Source organism: Sphingobium sp. (genome assembly GCF_036170395.1).
Taxonomy (GTDB): Bacteria; Pseudomonadota; Alphaproteobacteria; order Sphingomonadales; family Sphingomonadaceae; genus Sphingobium.
In genome coordinates, this window is sequence record NZ_JAVHPD010000070.1 from 113,886 (window position 1) to 134,504 (window position 20,619).

Here is a 20,619-nt window from a genome sequence, read left to right on the forward strand (position 1 = left end):
CGATGAGCGAGAACGCCCTCTCCACCACCGTCGGCTCCGCCGCTCCGGCCCTGCCCGCAACCGCCACGCCCTTCGGCGCGGGAGCCAAGGGGTTCGACGCCATCAAGGCGCGCTTCGCCGGCTTCATGAAGCAGCCCGCCGTCGCGAAGAGCCTGCCGCTGATCGGCCTGCTCGGCACGGTCGCGGTTGCCGGCGCTGCCTGGCTGGCGCTACGCGAACCGCCGCAGCGCGACCTGTTCCGTGGCCTGCCCGACGCTGACAAGTCGGCGGTGGCGCAGGTGCTGGACCAGAATGGCATCGCCTACGACTTCGACAATAGCGGCGCGATGACCGTGGGCGAAGGCGACTATTTCAAGGCGAAGATGATGCTCGCCGCGCAGGGCTTGCCCAAGAGCGCGCCCGACGGCAACAGCATGATCGACAGCCTGCCGATGGGCGCAAGCCGCGCGGTCGAGGGCGAAAAGCTGCGCTCCGCCCGTGAAACCGACCTTGCCCGTACGATCGAGGCGATCGACAGCGTCGAGACCGCCAAGGTGCATCTCGCGGTCGAGCCGCCGAGCGTCTTCCTGCGCGATCGGGCCAAGCCGTCGGCATCGGTAATGCTGCGCCTGGCGCAGGGGCGCAGCCTGACCGACGCGCAGGTGAGCGCGATCGTGCATCTGGTGGCGTCCTCGGTCCCGGAACTCAACCCTGAGGATATTTCGGTGGTCGACCAGAATGGCCGGCTCATCAGCAATAATGACAGCAACGCCGCCGACGACCGCCAGCTTGCCATCCAGTCGCGGATGGAGGATCGCTATCGCCAGTCGGTGATCGCGCTGCTGACCCCGATCCTGGGCGAGGGCAAGTTTTCGGCCGAAGTCCATGCCGAGCTGAACTTCGCCGAACGGCAGGCCACCCGCGAAACCTACCCGCAGGATGAGGCGCGGCTACGCACCGAGCAGGGCACCTGGGCGTCCGATCCGCGCGGGCAGGGCGCGGGCGAGGCGTCGGGCATCCCCGGCGCGCTCAGCAACCAGGCGCCGGTCAACCCGACCGTCACCCAGACCAACCCCAACGGCCAGGCGGTGACTCAGGGGCAGACGGCAGACGGCACGCAGGGCGCTCAGCCCGGCACCCCGCCCAATCCGCTGATGAAGACCGAAGAGACCTTCAACCGCAGCTTCGAGCTGGGTCGGGAGGTTTCGGTCACCAAGGACGCGGTGGGCACGGTCAAGCGGCTGTCGGTCGCGGTCGCGCTCGACAATGGCGCGGACGGCAAGCCGCGTTCGGCGCAGGAGATTGCGGCGCTGGAGGCGCTGGTCAAGGGCGCGGTGGGGTTCGATCAGGCGCGCGGCGACGTGGTCGCTCTCTCTTCGCGCAGCTTCGTCAAGGCAGAGACGCCGGTCGTCCCCTGGTATGAGGCCGACTGGATCGCTCCGCTGGCGCGCAACGTGTCGGCGTTGCTGGTCGCGCTGCTGGTGATCTTCGGCATCGGCCGTCCGCTGCTCAAGCGCCGCGCAGCCGCGCAGCAGGCCGCCATGACCGATCGGGCGGAACAGGGGCAGACGATCGGCCGGGAAATCTCGTCCGAAATCCGCAAGCAGGCGGTCCCCGCGACCCAGGAGAATGGCGAGCAGACCATCACGCTCGACATGATTTCCTCGACTTACGACTATGCGCAACGGGCCGAGCTGATCCGCAATTTCGTGAAGCAAGACCCGGATCGCGCCGCTCTGGTCGTCCGCGACCTGCTCAAGGAAGCGAAGAAGGACAAGGAAAATGCCTGAGATCGTCCCCGGCCGTCCCGAGGCGCTCAAGGGCAGCGCCGCCGCCGCCGTCCTGCTGATGCTGTTCAACGAGGACGAAGCCGCACAGATCCTCTCCCGCCTGGAACCCGACGAAGTGCGGCAGCTGGGCTACGCCATGTATGACGTGCAGGATGTCGAGCCGGAAGAAGTGAACGAGGCGCTCGACCATTTCGTCAACAAGGCGAAGAAGCGCACCACCATCGGCTATGGCGCGACCCGCCATATTCGCGGCGCGATGACCAAGGCGCTGGGCGAGGAGCGGGCCGAGACCATCCTGGCGCGCATCACCCCGCCGACCCGGTCGACGCAGCTCGAAATGCTGAAATGGATGGATGCCAAGGAGATCGCCGCGCTGATCGAGGCGGAGCATCCGCAGATCATGGCGATCGTGCTTGCGCATCTGGAAGCGCCGGTCGCGGCTGACGTGCTGCAATTGCTCCCGGTCGATTACCAGGAAGAGATCGTGTTTCGTATCGCGACGCTGGGGCCTGTCTCCAATGAAGCGCTGGAGGACTTGGAAAATCTGCTGCTGCGCGGTCCCGTCGGCAAGCAGGGCGCGGCGTCGCAGCGCGGCGGCACGGTGGAAGCGGCCGCCATCATGAACAATGTCCGCAAGGATAATGAGCAGCGGATCATGAAGGCTGTCGCCAAGCGCGACAAGATGATCGCCCAGACGATCGAGGAGGAGATGTTCGTCTTCGACAACCTCATCGACATGGACGACAAGAATCTCGGCACGCTGATGCGGACGATCGACAGCAGCGTGCTGGTCGTGGCGCTCAAGGGCGCGAACGATATGCTCAAGGCCAAGATTTTCAGCTGCATGTCCGCCCGCGCCGCGCAGGCCATCGCCGACGAGATCGAGGAGCGCGGCCCCATCCGCCTCGCCGAGGTGATCGACGCGCAGAAGCTCATCATCGCGACCGCGCGCCGCATGGCCGACGCCGGCACCATCATGCTGGGCGGCAAGGGTAATGATTATGTTTAAGGTTCATCAGGCGTTCCAACGCTACGTTAAGCCCCTCCCCTTGAGGGGAGGGGTTGGGGTGGGGTCTATCCACTTGGCGGAGCGTATGGGGCAAAACCCCACCCCCTGCCCTTCAAACGAGGCACGTGACTCGTTTGAACCTGAAGGGGAGGGGTGAAGATGAGCAGGGTGTGGGGCGCGGACGCGGTGCAGGATGTTGCGCCGGTCACGGTTGCCGGCTTCCGGCCGGCGGAGGGGGGCTTTCGCAGCCTCTACACCGCGCCCGCAAGGCAGCAGACCGCCGCCTTGCGCGGCGAACTGATACCCGCCGAGCCGGTCGATGTGCTGGAGGAAGCCCGGATCGAAGCCTTCACTATGGGCTTCGACGAGGGATGCCGCATCACCGCGCAGGCGCAGGCGGAGGAGGGGGAAGCGCAGGCGCGTCTTGCCGAGGCGCTGGAACTGCTGGCCCCAGCGCCGAGCGGGATGCTGTCCACCATGCTCTCCGCAACGGTGGTCCGGCTGGTCGAGCAGATTGTCGGCGAGGTCGAGATCGATATGGAGCGGCTGGTTCAGCGCTGCGACACCGTGGCCGCCTTCATCGAGGGCAACCAGGATCGCAACGCGCTCCATCTGCATCCCGACGATGTCGAATTGCTAAAGGATGCGGCGATCGGCGTGCCGATGGTCGCCGACAAGGCGATGCAGCGCGGTTGCGTTCGCCTCGAAACGGCCGACGGATGGGTCGAGGACGGGCCGGACGTGCGCCTCTCCCGCCTTCGCGCTTTGCTGGACGACATGGAAGGCAAGGCATGATCCACGCCGCGCTGCGTCAGGCCGAAACCCTGTTCGACCATCTCCAGGTGCAGAACCGCGCGCCGCGCCATGTCGGCCGGCTGGTCAGCCATGACGCGGGGATGCTGGAAGTCACCGGATTTCGCCGGCCGATCGGATCGGGCGCGCGCGTGCTGGCGAGCGACGGGTCGGTATGCCGGGCCGAGGTCGTCGGCTTTCGCGGCGACCGCACCCTGCTGGTGCCGCTCGACGCCGACGCGCCGCTGGAAAGCGGCATCCGTGTCGAGCCGGACAGCCAGGCGAACATGGTGCAGGTGGGCGATGGGCTCATCGGCCGCGTCATCGACGCTATGGGCCAGCCGCTCGATCGCAAGGGGCCGATCATCGCCGGAGGAAGCTGGCCGCTCAACGGGGTCAAGGGCAATGTGCTCGACCGGGGCCGGGTGACCGAACCCTTCGACTTGGGCGTCCGCGCCGTCAATGCGCTGCTGACCGCCGGGCGGGGCCAGCGCATCGCCATCATCGCGGGATCGGGCGTCGGCAAATCGGTGCTGATGGGTCAGATGATCGCCGGGGCCGAGGCCGATATCGTCGTCGTCGGCCTGATCGGCGAGCGCGGCCGCGAAGTCAGCGACTTCCTTGAAACCAAGCTCAAGCACACGATGGGCAAGAGCGTGGTGGTCGCGGTTCCCGCCGATCATCCGCCGGTGCTGCGCCTGCGCGCCGCCGCGCGGGCGACCGCCATCGCCGAATATTTCCGCGCGCGGGGCAAGAAGGTGCTGCTGCTGATCGACAGCCTGACCCGCTGCGCCCATGCCCAGCGCGAGATCGGGCTGGCGCTGGGAGAGCCGCCGGCGATGAAGGGCTATCCGCCCTCCGCCCTGGCGCTGATCCCGCGCCTCGTCGAACGGGCGGGGGTGGACACGCGCAGCGGCGGGTCGATCACCGCGCTCTATACCGTGCTGGCCGATGGCGACGACACCGACGATCCGATCGTGGACGCCGCGCGCGCGATCGTGGACGGGCATTTCGTCCTCTCGCGCCATCTGTCCGAACAGGCGATCTTCCCGGCGATCGACATCGGCAAGTCCCTGTCGCGCGTCATGGCCGATGTGGTGGGCGACGATCATCGGCAGGCGGCGGCTGGCTATCGCCGGCTCTGGGCCGCCTATGAGGAAAATCGCGACCTCATCCTGATGGGCGCCTACCGCCCCGGCAACGATCCCGTCATCGACGAAGCGGTACGGCGGCGGCAGGAGGTGCTCGACTTCATCCGGCAGGACCAGAAGAGCCGCATCGATCTTGACACCAGCGCCGGCGCGCTGATCGCCGGCTTCGCCGAATGAAGGGGCTGGTTTCCAAGCGCCATCGCGTGCTGCGCGTGCGCCATGTGCAGCACGCCATGGCGGTCGCCGACACGGCGCGCGCGCGTGATGAGGCGAACGGTATCGCCCATAACATCGAGCGGCTTCGCGCGGTGCGCGCCGAACTGTTTGGGACGCAGGGCGCGGCGACAGGCGCGTCCTTCGCAGCGATGCAGGAACTGGCGACCCGGCTGGAGCAGGCGGGGCGGCAGCTCGATGGCGCGCTCTATGACGCGAACAAGCGGGTCGAGGCGCAGGAGGGGCTGACCCTGGTCGCCAATCGCGAGAAGGAGATTGCCGTGCGCCTCAAGGACCGCGCCCGCGCGGAACTGGAGGAATGGCGCGAGAACAAGCTGGCTGCGCTGCCGCGCTATCGGCGGATGCAGCGGAGCGGAGAGGCATGAACATGACGGTGCTGAGCGGGCTGAAGGCGATGCTGGGGCTTCAGGGCGGCGGGACTTCGCCCGTTGAAGGCGAGTCCGTCGCAGGGCAGGGCTTTTCGGCGCTGCTGGCGATAGCGCAGGGCGCGATCGCGCCGAAAGCGGCGAGCGGGACGGCTATGGTCGAGGCCGACGCGCCGGCGCATCCGGACGTGCAGGCGGTGCCGTTCGCTTCGCCGTCGATGGCGGCTGCGAGCCCTGCTTTGTCAGGTGCGGGGGAAACCGCGCAGCTAGCGCAGCCCGCCGTCACGCTGAATCAGCCGCCGGCTCCCCGTTCTGGCGCGCATCCGGCTGCCCTGGATGGTGACCAGCCGACCGCCAAGGTCGAAGGGCAGAAGGATATTCCGCCGCCAGTCGGCAAGCCGGCCGCAGCGGCGAAATCCGAGGCCCTGCCCGCCGACCCGGTCGCCGATGCCCTGCCACCTGCCGAAAGGAGTGCCGCCGGCGAAGCGGTCGGGAGCGATCGGTCGGCGAAACGGCGTGAGGACGGGACGCCAGCGGCGGCTCCCCTCCCGACCCAAGCGGCTCCGCCTGCTCCTGCGCCTGCACCCGCATCGCCGACGCCTGGCGCGTCCTCGTCGCGCGCGGTGGCTGCCCGTCCGGCGCTCGCCGAACCTGCGGCTTCGCCTGGGGCGGAAGCCGGAACTCTCCCCTCCGGCGCGGCAAAGGACAAGACGGAGGCGGCAGGACGTTCGCAGCCGCAGGCGCGCAAGGCTGCTTCTCCGGCAAAATTCCTGACCATTGTCAGCGATACTGGAGCACAGCCTGTTTCTGCTGAGGCGGCGGCCGTCGATAAGGGTGCTGAGGCGCCTGGGTCCAAGGAAAAGGATGAGGCGCAGGCGCTGGTGGCGGTTCCGCTTGTAGCGCCCGTGGTCACGGAAGCGTTTGCGGCTCCGACGGCTCCGGCTGCGGCGGTGCCGCTGCCAATCGCCTCGCCCGAGGCTAGCACGGCGGTGAATGCTGCTGTCGCCCAGAGCGTGATTCAGCGCGAGCCTCCGTCCAAGGAGACGATCGCGACAGCGCCGGTCCAGGCCAAGCCCCAGCCGGCGGCTGAAGCGGTCGCCTTGCTGCAACTGGTGCGCGACCATGTGCAGGGCGGCGGAAAAGATGCGGCTGAGCGCGGCGCGCCGACTTCCGGCCAAGGCGGCGAGAATTTGTCTGCCGCTGCCACGCCCGCCGTGCATCAATCCGCCGCCGCGCCGCCGGCCACAGCCGCGCCGCTCCCTTCCACGGCGCAGCCCATCCCCGCGCCGATGCCTGTGGTCGATCTGTCCGCCAGCATCGGCGCGCAGGTGGTGGATATGGGCGTTTCGGGGCAATGGATCGACGGGCTTGCCCGCGACATTGCGGGTCTTTCGGCGCATGGCGCGCAGGGGCGGTTCCAGATCGACGCCGCGCAGCTCGGCCCCATCCAGGTCGATATCCGCCAGAGCGCGGAAGGGGCGGCGGTCAGCCTGACCGTCGCGACCGACTTGGCCGAACAGGCGTTGCGGCAGGATAGCGACCGGCTGAAGCTGGACGCCAGCCTTTCGGCGGTGCGCATCAGCGAAGTCCGGGTCGAACGCACGCCTGCGCCGGAAACCACCCGCAACGATGGTTCGGGCGCGCAATCCGCGGCGCAGGGGCAGGGCCAGTCTTCCGCCCATTCTCCGTCTCAGAACCAGGCCCAAACCCAGGCCCAATCCAATCCGCACGGGCAGGGCCGGGCGCGCGAAAATATCCGTCATCCCCATAAAGGCGGCGGCGACGCGGCCGTTCTTAACCATGAACAGGGTGGCGCGACTGCCACGGACCTGCCGCGCGCACGCTATGCGTAACCGCTGATACCGGGGGACAAGACCGATGAGCGACGAGCCGAAGGCCAAGAAGAAAAAGGGCGGGGGCATGAAGATGATCCTGCTGCTGGTCGTCGGCATCGTCGTCGGCGGCGCGGGGGCTGCCGGCGGGCTCTACGCCGCCGGCTTCTTCAGCGCCAAGGAGGAAGGCCTCAAGGAAGATCCGAACAAGCCGGTGCTGGTGCTGGCTGGCGAGGACGCGCAGGCGATCGCCACCGCGCATGGCTGGGCAGGCGAGAGCGGCGGCGAAGGCGGCGGCGGTCATGGCGGCGGCGGCAGCGCCCATGCGCTGGCGGGCCATGCGCCGGGCCATGGCGTCGACCTGCCCGCGCCGGCCAATCCGGCCGCCTATCAGGCGACCTATTTCCAGCTTCAGGCGCCCTTCACGTCGAACATGTCGGACACGGACGCCTTCGCCCAGATCAGCGTCGCGGTATCGACCTACTACGACTATCGCGTCATCGCCGCGATCAAGCAGCATGAGACGCCGATCCGCAGCCAGGTGCTGATGATGCTGGCGCAGCAGCCGCAGCAGGTGCTCGACACGCCGCAGGGCAAGCAGGGATTGCAGAAGAAGATCAAGGATATCGTCAACGACGTGCTGAAGCAGAAGACCGGCTATGGCGGCGTCGACAATGTCTATTTCACCAATTTCGTGATCCAGTAAGCGCGGCGGCCAGGCTGCCGGCTTAACCGGAATTTTACCATTTTCGTTATTTTATAGACCCGCCTGAAGAGGACGGGGACATGCCCCCGGTCCGATCCGGGCAGGGGACTGAAATGACCGAGGTACAGACGTACGCCTTTGGGCGGGGGGAAGCGCAGGCGCCAATCATGCTGTCGGGACTGGACCGGCTGGGCGAAAAGCTCGGCCGGCGTATCCGCGCGTTGATCGAACCGATCGCGGGCCTGCGCCCCCATGTCGTCGCGCAGGATACGCGCGTGCTGGAATTCAGCCAATGGTCGGCCGAGGTGCCGGCCTTTTGCAGCCTGTCCATCTATCGCATGATGCCGCTCAAGGGGCAGATGCTGCTGCGGATGGACGCCGGCATGATATCGACGCTGGTCGATTGCTTCTATGGCGGGATCGGCAACCGGCCGCTGCCCGCGCGCGCCGAATTCACGCCCACCGAGGACCGGCTGATCGCCCGCCTCGCCGATACGATCGCGGCCAAGCTGGTCGATACCTGGACCGACATATTGCCGCTGGAGCATGGATTGATTCTGCGCGAGACCGGGGTCGGCTATGCCGCCGCCGGGCAGCCCGGCGACCAGATGGTGCTGCAACGCTTCATCGTGTCGCTGACGCGCGAGCAGGAATGGCCGATCGACATTCTCTTTCCGCTGGCGGCGCTGCGCGCCGTCGAGGCGCTGACCGGCGCGAATATTCCCACCGATGATGAGCATCGCGATCCCGTCTGGCAGCAGCGGATCGCGCGGCGGATGCGCGACATCCGCCTGCCCGCGCGCACCGTGCTCGCCCGCCCCAACCTCTCGATCGCCGATCTGATGGACCTGAAGGCCGGCGACGTGATCCCCGTGACTATCGGCCGGTCCCTCCCGCTGATCGTGGGCAACCGCATCGTCGCCCATGGCACGATCGGCGAACAGGACGGACGCGCCGCCTTCCAGATTGAAAAGCTTGCACAGGAACCTGACCAATGAGCGACATGAGCGAAGCCCCCCGTATGGAGCGGGCCGAAGACCCGGTCAGCCGGATGACCAGCAACCGCCAGTTCAAGCTGCTGGCCGACATTCCGGTCCGCATGTCGGTGGAGGTCGGCTCGACATCGCTGCGGCTCGCCGAAGTCATGGACCTGGCCGAGGGCAGCATCGTGGAGCTGGATCGGCAGGCGGATGACCTGCTCGACATCATGGTCAACGGCGCGCTGATCGCCAAGGGCGAGGTGGTGACGGTGAACGGCCGCTATGGCATCCGCATCGTCGATATCGCCGCGACCGAGAACCGGCTGGCGGGGATCGAGCGCCGCTGATTTTGCGCTTGCCTTTGCCCGCGAAACTGCGGATCGCAAGGGTCAAGTTAACCATAGTCGCGGGCGGGCTTTCCCCATGGTCTGGTATTTCGTCAAACTGCTGATCCTGCTGCCGCTGGTGGGCGGCATGGCGTTCGGCGCGCTGTGGCTGTGGCGCAAATATCAGCCCGGCATGATGGCGGGGCAGGGCGACCGATCGCTGAAACTGCTTGAGGCGTTGCCGATGGGGGCGTTCGGCAAGCTCGCCGTGGTGGAGTTCGAGGGAAAGAAGATATTGGTCGCGGTGACGCGCGGCCGGATCGAGAAGATCGCGGAAGGCGACAATGCCCGCCTGCGCTGACCTGCTTCCGCGCAAAGGTGGGAGATGGATTCCCGCCTTCGCGGGAATGACGGTGCTTTTTCTTTTGATGATAGCCGTTCCCGCCTTCGCTCAGGCCGTGCCCGCCGCGCCGCCGCCGGTCGACAATGGCGGCGCGCTGAGCCGCGCTCTGGGGCAGGTGTCGGGCGACGGGCGCTCGCTGTCGCTGAGCCTGCAAATCCTGATCCTCATGAGCCTGCTGACGGTGCTGCCGTCGCTGATCCTCATGATGACCAGCTTCACCCGCATCATCATCGTGCTGTCGCTGCTGCGCCAGGCGCTCGGCTTGCAGCAGACGCCGCCCAATCAGGTGCTGGTCGGCCTTGCGCTCTTCCTGTCGCTGTTCGTGATGCGGCCGGCGATCGACACCATCAACGCGCAGGCGTTCGACCCCTATGGCAAGGGGCAGATCAGCATCGAGGAAGCGGTCGGCCGATCGGGCAAGGTGCTGCACGGCTTCATGACCAAGCAGACGCGCGAAAGCGACCTCAAGCTGTTCGCCAATCTCGCCGAAGCGCCCGCCTTCCGCACGTCCGCCGACATTCCCTTCTCGATCCTGCTGCCGGCCTTCGTCACCAGCGAACTCAAGACCGCGTTCCAGATCGGCTTCATGATCTTCCTGCCGTTCCTCATCATCGACCTGGTTGTCGCATCGACGCTGATGGCGCTGGGCATGATGATGCTCTCGCCCACGATCATTTCCATGCCGTTCAAGCTGCTCTTGTTCGTGCTGGTGGATGGTTGGGCGCTGACCATGGGAAGTCTGGCGGGGTCGTTCGCGACATGAGCGTCGGGTTCGCCTCTCCACCGTTCGCCCTGAGCCTGTCGAAGGGCGCGCGCGCCCTTCGACAGGCTCAGGGCGAACGGAACTGAGGTTCCGACCGGATGGAAAACGCCGATTTCTTCATGGGTCTGGCCCAGCAGGCGCTGTGGATCACGGCGCTGGCGGCCGCGCCCATATTGATCCCGGCGCTGATCGCGGGCCTGGTCATCGGCATGGTGCAGGCCGCGACGTCGATCAACGAACAGACGCTCAGCTTCATCCCCAAGCTGCTGGTGGTGGGTGGGATGCTGGTGATTTTCGGCGGGTCGATCATGGTGCTGATCGCCGATTTCACCCGCGAGATTTTCGAGCGCATCCCGGACCTGCTGCAATGATCGCGCCGGGCTTTCAGGGCGTGGAGACGCAGCTCTGGGTCTGGCTGATCGCGATGGTCCGGCCGGGCGCGGCGTTCATCGCAGCACCGGTGTTCGGCGCGCCGGCGGTGCCGCTGCAATTGCGGCTGATTTTAGCGCTGGCGCTGGGGCTTGCCGCATTGAACAGCGTGACGATCGCGCTGCCGCAGGATGGCGTCGCCAGCTTCGAAGGCGTGATGCTGGTCGCAGGCGAAGTGCTCGCCGGCCTTGCCATGGGGTTTGCGGTGCAGATCGGCTATGCCGCCGCCTTCGTCGCGGGGGAGACGATCGGCAACGCCATGGGCCTCAACTTCGCGGCGATGATCGATCCCTCGTCGGGGCAGGGGACGCAGGTAGTGGGTCAGTTCCTGTCGATCCTCGCGACCTTCCTGCTGCTGGGCATGGACGGGCATCTGCTGCTCGCGAGCTTCGTGGTGCAGAGCTATGTCGCGATCCCGCCGGGCGGCGCGCTGCTGTCGAACGATGCGGTGTGGCATGTCATCGAGTTCGGTGGCTCGTTGCTCGGCATGGGGGTGACGGTGGCGCTGCCGGTCGCCTTCGCGCTGGTGCTGGTGCAGATCGTGATGGGGATGCTGGCGCGCGCCGCGCCGTCGCTCAACCTGTTCGCCGTGGGGATGCCGATGGCGATGATGGCGGGGCTGGTGCTGCTCGCCATCGCCGCGCCGATCATGGCGGAGGGCATGACCGCCGCGCTCAAGGCGGGCCTGGAGCAGGCCCGCTCGCTTTCGGAGGGCCGCTGACATGGCGGGCGGGAGCGAGGGCGGCGAAAAGACCGAGAAGCCGACACCCAAAAAATTGCAGGACGCCGCCAAGAAGGGCGACATCCTCCAGTCGCGCGAACTCGGCACGGCGATGGTGGTGATGGCGGGCATCGGCTGCATGGCGGTGATCGGCCCGTCGCTGATCGAGGCGCTGTCGGACATGCTGGCGGACGGGTTGCGCTTTCGGCGCGAGGATGTGGTCGATTTCTCGCCCGCGCAGCGCGGGATCGATCTTTTGGCGGGCATCGCTCTGCCGGTCGCGGGCGTGATGCTGGCGACCTTCATCGCTGCCATTGCCGCGCCGGCATTGCTGGGGTCGCTCGGTTTTCGCCCCGGCGCGTTCGCGGTCAAGCCCGAGAAGATGAACCCGATGGCGGGCATCAAGCGCATGTTCGGGATGCAGGGGCTGATCGAACTGGTGAAGTCGATCGCCAAGGTGGGGTTGCTGGGCAGCATCGGCGTGTGGCTGATCTGGGACCGGCTGACCGACATTTTCGGGCTGGGCAAGGCGGGCATCGGCCCGGCGATGGCGGAGCTGGGCAACCTCTTCATCCTCACCTGCCTGCTGATGGCGGGCGGGCTGTTCCTGATCGCGGGGATCGACGTGCCCGCGCAGATCATGCAGCGCGCCAAGCGGCTCGGCATGAGCAAGCAGGAGGTGAAGGACGAGCATAAGGAGAGCGAAGGCTCGCCCGAGCTGAAGGGCCATATCCGCCGCCGCCAGTTCGAGGTGCTGAGCGGTTCGACCCGCAAGGCGGTGGCCGAAGCCAGCGTCATCATCACCAACCCGACCCATTTCGCGGTGGCGCTCCGCTACAAGCCGGGGCAGGACGCAGCGCCGGTGGTGGTCGCGCGCGGATGCGACGCGATCGCGGCGGCGATCCGCGAGCTGGCGGATACGAACGGCGTCACTGTCCTCCAATATCCCGAACTCGCCCGCGCCATCTATTTCACCAGCCGCGCCGGGCAGATCGTCAATGAGGGGCTGTACATGGCGGTGGCGACGGTGCTGGCCTTCGTCTTCCGCGTCGAAAACCGGATGGCGAGCGAACTCGACCGGCCGTTCATCACCGTGCCGGACGACATGCGGTTCGATGCGGATGGGAAAAAGATGTAGCTTTGTCAGCCATTAAGGCTGCCGCGAAAAATTTTTGAAGAAAAGATTAAAGTCGGGCGGCGCGCGTCCGTTCTCTGTCCTTGGGGACGCAGGATGGTGATGCGCCATGGACAATGTTGTTTCTCGTGCTGAGTTGACGCCGGTCGACCGCTCGGTCGTGCGCGCGCCATCCTCTGCGGCTGCGGTTCAGCCGGTGGCCGCCAGCCGCGCTAATGACGCGCTGACCCGCGACGGGCGCAGGGGTGCAGAGCCGCCCCAGCAACCCGACGCGGCCCAGGAACTCGCGAGCGTCGCCGAATATGTCGAGGTCCATGCCCGCATCGCCGAGATATTGGCGGACCTGAGCGCCGGCCGCGCCGATGTGCAGGGAGCCGCCGATGCTGTCGACGCCCTGATCCCGCGCCCGATCGTGATTGTGCCGCTGCCGCCCGCCAGCAAGGAAGCGGTCGAACATGCCGCCGCCGTCGCCAAGCGGATCGTCGAGCGCGCCGCCTATGCCCATGGGGCGCAGGCGCATCTGGCGCGCGGCACGGTGGAGCAGATCGTCGCGTCGGCGAGCGGCGCTGCGGCGGGGTAAAATCATTCCTAAAGGTCTTGGCGTTAGGGCCGTTCTACCCTCTTGAAAGGACGGTCCATGACTTCGGTAGGCAGCAGCATCTTGACGTCGCTGGGCGCGGGATCGGGCATCGATACCGCCTCGCTCGTGGCGAGCCTGGTCCAGGCGACGCGCGAACCCAAGGAAGGCGCGATCACCAGCCGCCAGTCGCTCAACAGCGCGCGCATTTCCGCGCTCGCGTCCGCCGTCGGCTCGCTCGATACCTTCGCCGATGCGCTGACCGCCGTGCTGTCCGACGCCGCCTATACCGGCACCCCCAACAGCAACGATGCGAGCATCGCCAGCGTCAGCCTGCTGAGCGGCGGCACGCCGCAGGGCCTGCCGGCGCAGCTGACCGTCGAGCAGCTCGCGACCGGCCGCGTGCTCAACAGCAGCGCCACCGCCGGCGCGACCGGAACCAGCCCGGTCGGCACCGGCAGCATCACCATCACGACCGAGGGCGGCGCGACCAAGACGATCACGATCGATTCGACCAACAACAGCTATGCCGGCCTTGCCGCCGCCGTGAATGCGTCGGGTACCGGCGTCACCGCGCGGGTCGTGACCGACGCGAGCGGCACGCGCCTCGTCTTCAAGGGCGAGACCGGCGCGGATAATGACTTCAGCCTCAGCGTGTCAGGCGCGGCGGGCGGCAGCGTGCTGGCGGGCCTCGCCTGGAACGGCGCGGACAGCGCGACGATGAGCAGCACGTCGGCCCCGCAGAACGCCAAGATCACGCTCGACGGCGTCGAATATGAATATGCGAGCAACAGCGTCGACGGCGCGATTCCCTATCTGCGGATCGACCTCAACAAGGCGTCGCCGGGCACCACCGTCACTCTGTCGATGAGCCAGCCGACGGCCGGGCTTTCGGACCTGCTCAAGGAATTTGTCGACGCATACAATACGCTGATGAAGGCGCTCAACACCGCAACGGCGACCGGCACCGACCAGTCCAATTCCGGCGTGCTGAACGGCGTGTCGGGCGTGCGCGACATGAAGAAGCAGTTGGCGGCGCTCACCTCGACCCCGCTCGCATCGACCGGCACCTACCGCACGCTGGCCGACATCGGCGTCACCACCAACCGCGACGGGACGCTGAGCCTCGACAGCGCGATGCTGGCGCGGGCGATGGAGAATGATCCCGCCGGCGTCACCAACATGGTCAATCCGACAACGTCCACCGCGACCAATCCGGGCCTGGCTTCGCTGATGGACCAGGTGCGCGACAATATCGAGAAGGATGACGGGCCGCTCAAGCTGGCGCAGGAGCGCTATGACGAGCTGGCCGACGATCTGGCAAGGCAGCTCGAGAAGCTCGATGACCAGATGACCGACTATGAGGCGAGCCTCACGAAGATTTATGCGTCGATGGAAACGCGCCTCAGCGCGCTCAAGGCGACGCAAAGCTACCTCGATCAGCAGATCAAGGTGTGGACCAACAGCGACGACTAACCGGGGACGAAGAAGCGATGTTCTATAATCAGGGCTATGCAGGCGGAACGGCGGCGCGGCGTTATGCGGCGGTGCATAGCGGCAGCCGGACGGAAGGCGCGACGCCCCATGCTCTCGTCAAAATCCTGTTCGACGAGCTGATCCTGGCGCTGGAAGCCGCCGCGCTGGCCGAACGCAATGGCGATCGCATGAAGGTGTCGGACAAGCAAGCGCGCGCCATGTCCATCCTGTTCGCGCTCGAATCGAGCCTGGACCATGACAAGGGCGGCGATATCGCCATGGGCCTCGCCCAAATCTACCGCGAGGCGCGCCGTCTGCTGATGCAGGGGGCGAAGGATCGCTCCGCCGCGCCGGTCGATCAGGCGCGCGTGATGATCGCCGAAATCGCCGACGCCTGGAACCAGATCGGGTAAGGCCATGGCGCGCCCGATGGCCTGACGGAGCGGGGTTGCGCGCCCTTCTGGCCATCGGTATAGGCGGCGCTCGCAACAGGCGGCCCGGCGGGGGCCGCCTTTTTGCGTTTCGGACCACATGCGAAAGGGAAGGCCCATGTCGATTACGCCGCTCATGCCCGTTTACCCCCGGTGCGATGTGCGTCCGGTGCGAGGCGAGGGCTGCTATCTGATCGGGGAGCGCGGGGAGCGCTATCTCGATTTCGCGAGCGGGATTGCGGTCAATTTGCTGGGCCATGGTCATCCGAAGCTGGTGAAGGCGATCGCCGATCAGGCCGCGACTTTGATGCACACGTCGAACCTCTACGGGATGCCGCTGGGCGAGAAATTCGCGCAGAAGCTGGTGGATAATACATTCGCCGATACGGTGTTCTTTACCAATTCGGGCGCGGAAGCGGTCGAGTGCGCGATCAAGACCGCGCGCCGCTACCATTATGCCAATGGCGAAGCGCACCGGCACAAGATCATCAGCTTCGACAACGCCTTCCACGGGCGGACGCTGGGGACGATCTCCGCCACCAGCCAGCCCAAGATGCGGGACGGGTTCGAGCCGCTGCTGCCCGGCTTCCAGGTGGTGCCGTTCAACGATCTGGCGGCGGCGACCGCTGCGGTGGACGACAGCACCGCCGGCTTCCTGCTGGAGCCGGTGCAGGGCGAGGGCGGGGTGACGCCGGCGACGGAAGCGTTCCTCACCGGTTTGCGTAAGCTCTGCGACGAGAAGGGCCTGCTGCTGATCCTGGACGAGGTGCAGTGCGGCTATGCGCGCACCGGCACCTTCTTCGCGCATGAGCAATATGGGGTGACGCCCGATATCATGGCGGTCGCCAAGGGGATCGGTGCGGGATTCCCGCTCGGCGCCTGCCTTGCGACGGAGGACGCGGCCAAGGGCATGGTGTTCGGGACGCACGGGTCCACCTATGGCGGCAATCCGCTCGCCATGGCGGTGGGCCTTGCGGTGCTGGACGAGGTGCTGGGCGACGGCTTCCTCGACAACGTCAAGGCGATGGGCGCGCGCCTGCGCTCCTCGCTGGAGCAGCTCATCCCCAATCATGACGGCATGTTCGAGGATGTGCGGGGGATGGGCCTGATGCTCGGCATCCGCATGAACGACGCCTATGACGCGCGCGGTTTCGTGGCGCATCTGCGCGACCATCATGGCCTGCTGGCGGTGTCGGCGGGGCAGAATGTGGTTCGCATCCTGCCGCCGCTCGTCATCGAGGAAAGCCATATCGCGGAAGCCATGGAGAAGATCTCCGCCGGCGCGCGGAGCTTCGCGGAGGCGAAGGCGGCTTAGTTCAATCACCGTTCGCCCTGAGCGAAGTCGAAGGGCCAGACCGACCGAAGGGAGGTCACTTCGCTTCGCTCAGTGCAGGGCTTCGACTTCGCTCTCCTGAGCTTGTCGAAGGGCTGAACGGGTTAGGGGTTGGTTAGAATGACCAAGCATTTCCTGAATCTCGCCGACGCGGGCGGCGACGCGATCGCCGCGATGATCGCCGACGCCATCGACCGGAAGGCCGCGCGCGTCGGCAAGCCCAAGGGCGCGGCCGATGCCGACGCCCCGCTCGCCGGGCATGTGCTGGCGATGATCTTCGAGAAGAATTCGACGCGCACCCGCGTCAGCTTCGACATGGCGATCCGTCAGCTTGGCGGCACGTCGCTGATCCTGGATGGCGCGACCAGCCAGTTGGGGCGCGGGGAGAGCATCGCCGATACGGCGCGCGTCCTCTCCCGCATGGTCGATGCGATCATGATCCGCACCGACGATCATGCCAAGATCGAGGAGATGGCGCATCATGCCACGGTCCCGGTCATCAATGGCCTCACCGACCTGTCGCATCCGTGTCAGATCGTCGCCGACCTGCTGACGGTGGTGGAGCATGGGGTGGCGCTGCCGGGCAGCCAATGGGCATGGCTCGGCGATGGCAATAATGTGCTGCATTCGATCATCGAGGCGGCGGGGCTGCTCAAGTTCGATGTGCGCGTCGGCGTGCCGCAGGGTTATGAGCCCGACCCGGCCTTTGCCGAGGCGGCGCGGGCGGCGGGCGCGGCCATCACCCTGACGCGCGATGCCTCAGAGGCGGTGGCGGGGGCGGATGTCGTCGTCACCGATACCTGGATCTCGATGGGGCAGGCCCATGCCGAGGAGAAGCTGGCGGCGATGATGCCCTATCAGGTGACGTCCGACCTGATGGCACGGGCCAAGCCAGGAGCGAAGTTCCTCCACTGTCTGCCCGCGCATCGCGGCGAGGAGGTGGCGGAAGCGGTGATCGACGGGCCGCAGTCGCTGATCTGGGACGAGGCGGAGAACCGCATCCATGCGCAGAAATCGGTGCTGCTCTGGGCGCTGGGGCGGCTCGGTTGAGATTTCGGGCGGGCCACCTATCTAGGTCGCCTGCCCGCATCGCTGGATGCTCAACCCGTTCTGGTGCTCGCCGCGCCGGATCATCGGAGCCGTGACGTGACGACTGCCCCCCATCTCGACCAGGCCCTTGGCTTCACCATCACACAGCGTCATGCGCGCGGGCGGCTGGTGCGGCTGGGGCCGGTGCTCGACCAGGTGCTGGCCGCCCATGCCTACCCGCCCGCGATCGAGCGGCTGCTGGCGTCGGCGCTGGTGCTGGCGGCGTTGCTGGGCAGCACGCTGAAGGGCGAGGGCGGGCAGCTGACCTTGCAGGCGCAGACCGAGAATGGGGTCGTCCGCCTGCTCGTCGCCGATTACAAGAATGGCGCGCTGCGCGGCTACGCCCAGTTCGATGCCGACCGGCTGGCGGAGCTGGGGCCGGATCCGTCGCTGTTCGGGCTGTTCGGCAAGGGCTATCTCGCCATCACCTTCGACCAGGCCGTGACCGGCGAACGCTATCAGGGGATCGTGCCGCTGGAGGGCGAATCGCTGGCGGATGCGGCCGAGCATTATTTCTTCCAGTCGGAGCAGATACCGAGCCTGATCCGCATCGCGACCCATCATGGCGAAGACGGGCGCTGCGTCGCGGCGGGGCTGCTGCTCCAGCATCTGCCCGAGGGCGAGGTGGGGCGCGAGCGGCTGCATGTCCGCCACGACCATCCTGAGTGGGAGCATGTGCAGGTGTTGGCCGAGACATTGAAAAGCGAGGAACTGACCGACGCGGACCTGCCGCTGGCCGACATCCTGTGGCGGCTGTTCCATGAAGAAGAGGAAGTGCGCGTCACCGAGACCGCCCCGCTGGCGAAGGGATGCCGTTGCGACCTGGCGCATATCCGCGACGTCATCGGCCGCTTCCCGGCCGATCAGCGCGCCGACATGGCGGACGATCAGGGGGTGATCGCGGTCGATTGCGCCTTTTGCGCGCGCATCTTCCCGATCGCGCTGGACAGTTTCGTCACCCATTGAAGTCGGCCGCGCACCTAACGATATTTGTAATTGAGGCAGGCCGTGCCGTTTCCGCTATGAAGCTGCCGCAATTGTAAGGCAGGAGGCGGGCTGACGGCGCGTGATGCTGCCGGCAATGTGGGGCTTATCGAAATGACGGGAATTGCGCGTGCATCGGGCGCCGCGATGGCGTTGTTCATGGCGGCGAGTGCCGGGGCGGCGAATGCGCCTGCGCCAGTGGCGCTGGCTGCGCTGGAGCCGGGCCAATGGGAACTGCGCGGCCGGGGCGAAGGGGCGGAGACGCAGAAACTGTGCGTCACCGACCTGCGCCAACTGCTCCAGGTGCGGCATGGCAAGGCGCTGTGCCCCAGTTTCACCGTCAGTGACAGCCCCCATGCGGTATCGGTCACTTATGATTGCGCCGGGGCCGGCAATGGCCGCACCGACCTGCGCGTCGAAACCTCGCGGCTGGTGCAGATACGCACGCAGGGCGTGGCCGGCGGCGCGCCCTTCGCCATCGCGGCCGAGGGGCGGCGTGTCGGGGCGTGCGCGGGGTGAAACTTGCGCTCTCCCGGCTGGAGCGGTAGCGGGGCGCCATGGTTGCCAACAACAACGGAAAATTCGCCGTCGTGCTGCTTTCGGGCGGGCTCGACTCGATGGTCGCGGGCGGGCTGGCGCGGGAGGCGGGCTATCGCATCCTGGCGCTGTCGATCGATTATAATCAGCGGCATCGCGTCGAGCTGAGGGCGGCCGCGCGAGTCGCCGAATCGCTCAACGCCATGCGGCATATCGTTCTGCCGCTCGACCTCACCGCCTTCGGCGGGTCGGCGCTGACCGCCGACATCGCCGTGCCCAAGTCGGGCGTGGGCAGCGACATTCCGGTTACCTATGTGCCGGCGCGCAACACCATCTTCCTGTCGCTGACGCTGGGCCTTGCCGAAGTGGCGGGGGCGAGCGACATCTATATCGGGGTCAATGCGCTCGACTATTCGGGCTATCCCGATTGCCGCCCGGAATTCATCGACGCCTTCCAGACGATGGCGACGCTGGCGACCAAGGCGGGGGTCGAGGGCCATCCGATCCGCATCAACACGCCGCTGCAATATATGAGCAAGGCCGACATCGTGCGCGAAGCCGACCGGCTGGGGCTCGACGCCGGGGTGAGCTGGTCCTGCTACGACCCCACGCCCGAGGGCAAGCATTGCGGCCTCTGCGACAGCTGCCGGCTGCGGTCCAAGGGGTTCGAGGAAGCGGGCTTGCCCGATCCCACCGTCTATGCGACGCGGCCCTGAAAGGCACGGGCGATGAGCTATGCGGTCAAGGAGATGTTCCTGACCCTCCAGGGCGAAGGGGTGCAGGCGGGGCGGCGCGCGGTGTTCCTGCGCTTTGCCGGCTGCAACCTGTGGAGCGGGCGCGAGCAGGACCGCGCGACCGCCGTGTGCCGTTTCTGCGACACCGATTTCGTCGGCACCGATGGGCTGGGCGGCGGGCGCTTCGCCGATGCCGATGCGCTGGCCGACGCGGCGCTGGGCTACTGGGGCGCGGGGGCAGAGGGGCGCTACATCGTGCTGACCGGCGGCGAGCCGATGTTGCAGGTGGACGATGCGCTGGTCGATGCGCTCCACGCGCGGGGCTTTACCATCGCGATCGAGAGCAATGGCACGATCGCGGCGCATCCGGGGATCGACTGGGTCTGCATCAGCCCCAAGGCGGGGAGCGTGGTCGTCCAGCAGTCGGGCGACGAACTGAAGCTGGTGTGGCCTCAGCCGGGCGGGGGGCATAGTGTCGGGCAAGTGGACGCCATGGCGGGCTGGGCCTTTGCCCATCATCTGATCCAGCCGCTCGATAACGCCCATGCCGCCGACAATGCCCGCGCCGCGATCGCGCTGGTCATGGACCGGCCGCAATGGCGCTTGACGGTGCAGGCGCATAAATATCTGGGGCTGCGCTGAGGAAAATCGCGTTAAGCCTGATCCACCTCCGTTCGTCCTGAGTAGCCATTGAGCTTGTCGAAATGGCGTATCGAAGGACAGATGCTTCGATACTTGAGCAGGTGAACCATCCCCCAGATGGTTCAGGATCGTCCGGGGGACGATCCGACCTGCTCAACTTCGGCAGGCTCAGTCCCTACTCAGCACGAACGGCTTGAGTTG

23 protein-coding genes are annotated in these 20,619 nt (G+C 66.9%); all 23 read left to right on the forward strand.

The genetic code is table 11. The features are described 5' to 3' along the window. Positions 1 to 2: 2 nt before the first annotated feature. The 23 genes from fliF (at position 3) to queE (ending at position 20,418) form a co-directional block, all read left to right on the forward strand. Positions 3 to 1,769 (forward strand): flagellar basal-body MS-ring/collar protein FliF, encoded by a 1,767-nt coding sequence (gene fliF / locus V2B31_RS17650; RefSeq protein WP_328280962.1) that lies wholly within the window; start codon positions 3 to 5, stop codon positions 1,767 to 1,769. Next, the gene (gene fliG, locus V2B31_RS17655; protein WP_328280964.1) at positions 1,762 to 2,778 is read left to right on the forward strand and encodes a flagellar motor switch protein FliG; all 1,017 of its coding nucleotides are present in this window, start codon (positions 1,762 to 1,764) and stop codon (positions 2,776 to 2,778) included. The genes fliF and fliG overlap by 8 nt, the downstream gene beginning before the upstream one ends. 159 nt (positions 2,779 to 2,937) lie before the next feature. Then, positions 2,938 to 3,573 (forward strand): FliH/SctL family protein, encoded by a 636-nt coding sequence (locus V2B31_RS17660; RefSeq protein WP_328280966.1) that lies wholly within the window; start codon positions 2,938 to 2,940, stop codon positions 3,571 to 3,573. Next, positions 3,570 to 4,898: a FliI/YscN family ATPase gene (locus V2B31_RS17665; protein ID WP_328280968.1), complete on the forward strand. Its 1,329-nt coding sequence runs from the start codon at positions 3,570 to 3,572 to the stop codon at positions 4,896 to 4,898. The genes V2B31_RS17660 and V2B31_RS17665 overlap by 4 nt, the downstream gene beginning before the upstream one ends. Further along, on the forward strand, positions 4,895 to 5,320 hold the full coding sequence (locus V2B31_RS17670) for a hypothetical protein (RefSeq protein ID WP_328280972.1): 426 nt from the start codon (positions 4,895 to 4,897) through the stop codon (positions 5,318 to 5,320). Before V2B31_RS17665 ends, V2B31_RS17670 begins: the two co-directional genes overlap by 4 nt. Then, positions 5,317 to 7,173: a hypothetical protein gene (locus tag V2B31_RS17675; RefSeq protein WP_328280976.1), complete on the forward strand. Its 1,857-nt coding sequence runs from the start codon at positions 5,317 to 5,319 to the stop codon at positions 7,171 to 7,173. The genes V2B31_RS17670 and V2B31_RS17675 overlap by 4 nt, the downstream gene beginning before the upstream one ends. 25 nt (positions 7,174 to 7,198) lie before the next feature. Then, positions 7,199 to 7,858, forward strand: coding sequence for a flagellar basal body-associated FliL family protein (locus V2B31_RS17680; protein WP_328280980.1), 660 nt, complete (start codon positions 7,199 to 7,201; stop codon positions 7,856 to 7,858). 113 nt (positions 7,859 to 7,971) lie between these two features. Continuing rightward, entirely contained in the window at positions 7,972 to 8,856 is an 885-nt protein-coding gene (locus V2B31_RS17685; RefSeq protein ID WP_328280983.1) for a flagellar motor switch protein FliM, read from the forward strand. Then, a complete protein-coding gene (gene fliN / locus V2B31_RS17690) occupies positions 8,853 to 9,185 on the forward strand; it encodes a flagellar motor switch protein FliN (RefSeq protein WP_328280986.1) in 333 nt (110 codons plus the stop codon). The genes V2B31_RS17685 and fliN overlap by 4 nt, the downstream gene beginning before the upstream one ends. A gap of 76 nt (positions 9,186 to 9,261) precedes the next feature. Beyond that, positions 9,262 to 9,525, forward strand: a complete 264-nt coding sequence (locus V2B31_RS17695) for a FliO/MopB family protein (RefSeq protein ID WP_328280989.1) — start codon at positions 9,262 to 9,264, stop codon at positions 9,523 to 9,525. 46 nt (positions 9,526 to 9,571) lie between these two features. Then, positions 9,572 to 10,330: a flagellar type III secretion system pore protein FliP gene (gene fliP, locus V2B31_RS17700; protein ID WP_328280994.1), complete on the forward strand. Its 759-nt coding sequence runs from the start codon at positions 9,572 to 9,574 to the stop codon at positions 10,328 to 10,330. 98 nt (positions 10,331 to 10,428) lie between these two features. Further along, positions 10,429 to 10,701 carry a flagellar biosynthesis protein FliQ gene (fliQ, locus tag V2B31_RS17705; protein WP_328280998.1) on the forward strand — a complete coding sequence of 91 codons (273 nt, stop codon included), beginning with the start codon at positions 10,429 to 10,431 and terminating at the stop codon, positions 10,699 to 10,701. Further along, positions 10,698 to 11,480 carry a flagellar biosynthetic protein FliR gene (gene fliR / locus V2B31_RS17710; protein ID WP_328281002.1) on the forward strand — a complete coding sequence of 261 codons (783 nt, stop codon included), beginning with the start codon at positions 10,698 to 10,700 and terminating at the stop codon, positions 11,478 to 11,480. Before fliQ ends, fliR begins: the two co-directional genes overlap by 4 nt. 1 nt (position 11,481) lies before the next feature. Next, a complete protein-coding gene (gene flhB, locus V2B31_RS17715; protein ID WP_328281006.1) occupies positions 11,482 to 12,618 on the forward strand; it encodes a flagellar type III secretion system protein FlhB in 1,137 nt (378 codons plus the stop codon). 106 nt (positions 12,619 to 12,724) lie between these two features. Further along, positions 12,725 to 13,195, forward strand: coding sequence for a hypothetical protein (locus tag V2B31_RS17720; RefSeq protein WP_328281009.1), 471 nt, complete (start codon positions 12,725 to 12,727; stop codon positions 13,193 to 13,195). A 57-nt stretch (positions 13,196 to 13,252) separates the two neighbouring features. Continuing rightward, positions 13,253 to 14,668 (forward strand): flagellar filament capping protein FliD, encoded by a 1,416-nt coding sequence (gene fliD / locus V2B31_RS17725; protein WP_328281013.1) that lies wholly within the window; start codon positions 13,253 to 13,255, stop codon positions 14,666 to 14,668. Between the two features lie 17 nt (positions 14,669 to 14,685). Beyond that, entirely contained in the window at positions 14,686 to 15,081 is a 396-nt protein-coding gene (locus V2B31_RS17730) for a flagellar export chaperone FliS (protein ID WP_328281016.1), read from the forward strand. A gap of 136 nt (positions 15,082 to 15,217) precedes the next feature. Further along, positions 15,218 to 16,414: an aspartate aminotransferase family protein gene (locus tag V2B31_RS17735; protein ID WP_328281019.1), complete on the forward strand. Its 1,197-nt coding sequence runs from the start codon at positions 15,218 to 15,220 to the stop codon at positions 16,412 to 16,414. A 138-nt stretch (positions 16,415 to 16,552) separates the two neighbouring features. Further along, positions 16,553 to 17,482, forward strand: coding sequence for an ornithine carbamoyltransferase (gene argF, locus V2B31_RS17740; RefSeq protein ID WP_328281022.1), 930 nt, complete (start codon positions 16,553 to 16,555; stop codon positions 17,480 to 17,482). A 96-nt stretch (positions 17,483 to 17,578) separates the two neighbouring features. Beyond that, positions 17,579 to 18,487, forward strand: a complete 909-nt coding sequence (gene hslO / locus V2B31_RS17745; RefSeq protein ID WP_328281026.1) for an Hsp33 family molecular chaperone HslO — start codon at positions 17,579 to 17,581, stop codon at positions 18,485 to 18,487. Between the two features lie 132 nt (positions 18,488 to 18,619). Continuing rightward, entirely contained in the window at positions 18,620 to 19,024 is a 405-nt protein-coding gene (locus tag V2B31_RS17750) for a DUF3617 domain-containing protein (protein WP_328281030.1), read from the forward strand. Between the two features lie 38 nt (positions 19,025 to 19,062). Then, complete coding sequence (queC, locus tag V2B31_RS17755) at positions 19,063 to 19,758, forward strand: 7-cyano-7-deazaguanine synthase QueC (RefSeq protein WP_328281033.1); 696 nt, start codon at positions 19,063 to 19,065, stop codon at positions 19,756 to 19,758. A 12-nt stretch (positions 19,759 to 19,770) separates the two neighbouring features. Continuing rightward, positions 19,771 to 20,418, forward strand: a complete 648-nt coding sequence (gene queE / locus V2B31_RS17760) for a 7-carboxy-7-deazaguanine synthase (protein ID WP_328281037.1) — start codon at positions 19,771 to 19,773, stop codon at positions 20,416 to 20,418. Positions 20,419 to 20,619: the final 201 nt, after the last annotated feature.

Coding starts and splice junctions, on each gene's coding strand:
- V2B31_RS17680 (WP_328280980.1), top strand. CDS start 7,199: ATGAGCGACGAGCCGAAGGCCAAGAAGAAAAAGGGCGGGGGCATGAAG.
- fliD (WP_328281013.1), top strand. CDS start 13,253: ATGACTTCGGTAGGCAGCAGCATCTTGACGTCGCTGGGCGCGGGATCG.
- fliR (WP_328281002.1), top strand. CDS start 10,698: ATGATCGCGCCGGGCTTTCAGGGCGTGGAGACGCAGCTCTGGGTCTGG.
- V2B31_RS17735 (WP_328281019.1), top strand. CDS start 15,218: ATGTCGATTACGCCGCTCATGCCCGTTTACCCCCGGTGCGATGTGCGT.
- V2B31_RS17660 (WP_328280966.1), top strand. CDS start 2,938: ATGAGCAGGGTGTGGGGCGCGGACGCGGTGCAGGATGTTGCGCCGGTC.
- queE (WP_328281037.1), top strand. CDS start 19,771: ATGAGCTATGCGGTCAAGGAGATGTTCCTGACCCTCCAGGGCGAAGGG.
- V2B31_RS17720 (WP_328281009.1), top strand. CDS start 12,725: ATGGACAATGTTGTTTCTCGTGCTGAGTTGACGCCGGTCGACCGCTCG.
- argF (WP_328281022.1), top strand. CDS start 16,553: ATGACCAAGCATTTCCTGAATCTCGCCGACGCGGGCGGCGACGCGATC.
- fliF (WP_328280962.1), top strand. CDS start 3: ATGAGCGAGAACGCCCTCTCCACCACCGTCGGCTCCGCCGCTCCGGCC.
- V2B31_RS17750 (WP_328281030.1), top strand. CDS start 18,620: ATGACGGGAATTGCGCGTGCATCGGGCGCCGCGATGGCGTTGTTCATG.
- V2B31_RS17665 (WP_328280968.1), top strand. CDS start 3,570: ATGATCCACGCCGCGCTGCGTCAGGCCGAAACCCTGTTCGACCATCTC.
- fliG (WP_328280964.1), top strand. CDS start 1,762: ATGCCTGAGATCGTCCCCGGCCGTCCCGAGGCGCTCAAGGGCAGCGCC.
- queC (WP_328281033.1), top strand. CDS start 19,063: ATGGTTGCCAACAACAACGGAAAATTCGCCGTCGTGCTGCTTTCGGGC.
- fliQ (WP_328280998.1), top strand. CDS start 10,429: ATGGAAAACGCCGATTTCTTCATGGGTCTGGCCCAGCAGGCGCTGTGG.
- V2B31_RS17685 (WP_328280983.1), top strand. CDS start 7,972: ATGACCGAGGTACAGACGTACGCCTTTGGGCGGGGGGAAGCGCAGGCG.
- V2B31_RS17730 (WP_328281016.1), top strand. CDS start 14,686: ATGTTCTATAATCAGGGCTATGCAGGCGGAACGGCGGCGCGGCGTTAT.
- V2B31_RS17675 (WP_328280976.1), top strand. CDS start 5,317: ATGAACATGACGGTGCTGAGCGGGCTGAAGGCGATGCTGGGGCTTCAG.
- V2B31_RS17670 (WP_328280972.1), top strand. CDS start 4,895: ATGAAGGGGCTGGTTTCCAAGCGCCATCGCGTGCTGCGCGTGCGCCAT.
- fliP (WP_328280994.1), top strand. CDS start 9,572: ATGACGGTGCTTTTTCTTTTGATGATAGCCGTTCCCGCCTTCGCTCAG.
- fliN (WP_328280986.1), top strand. CDS start 8,853: ATGAGCGACATGAGCGAAGCCCCCCGTATGGAGCGGGCCGAAGACCCG.
- V2B31_RS17695 (WP_328280989.1), top strand. CDS start 9,262: ATGGTCTGGTATTTCGTCAAACTGCTGATCCTGCTGCCGCTGGTGGGC.
- flhB (WP_328281006.1), top strand. CDS start 11,482: ATGGCGGGCGGGAGCGAGGGCGGCGAAAAGACCGAGAAGCCGACACCC.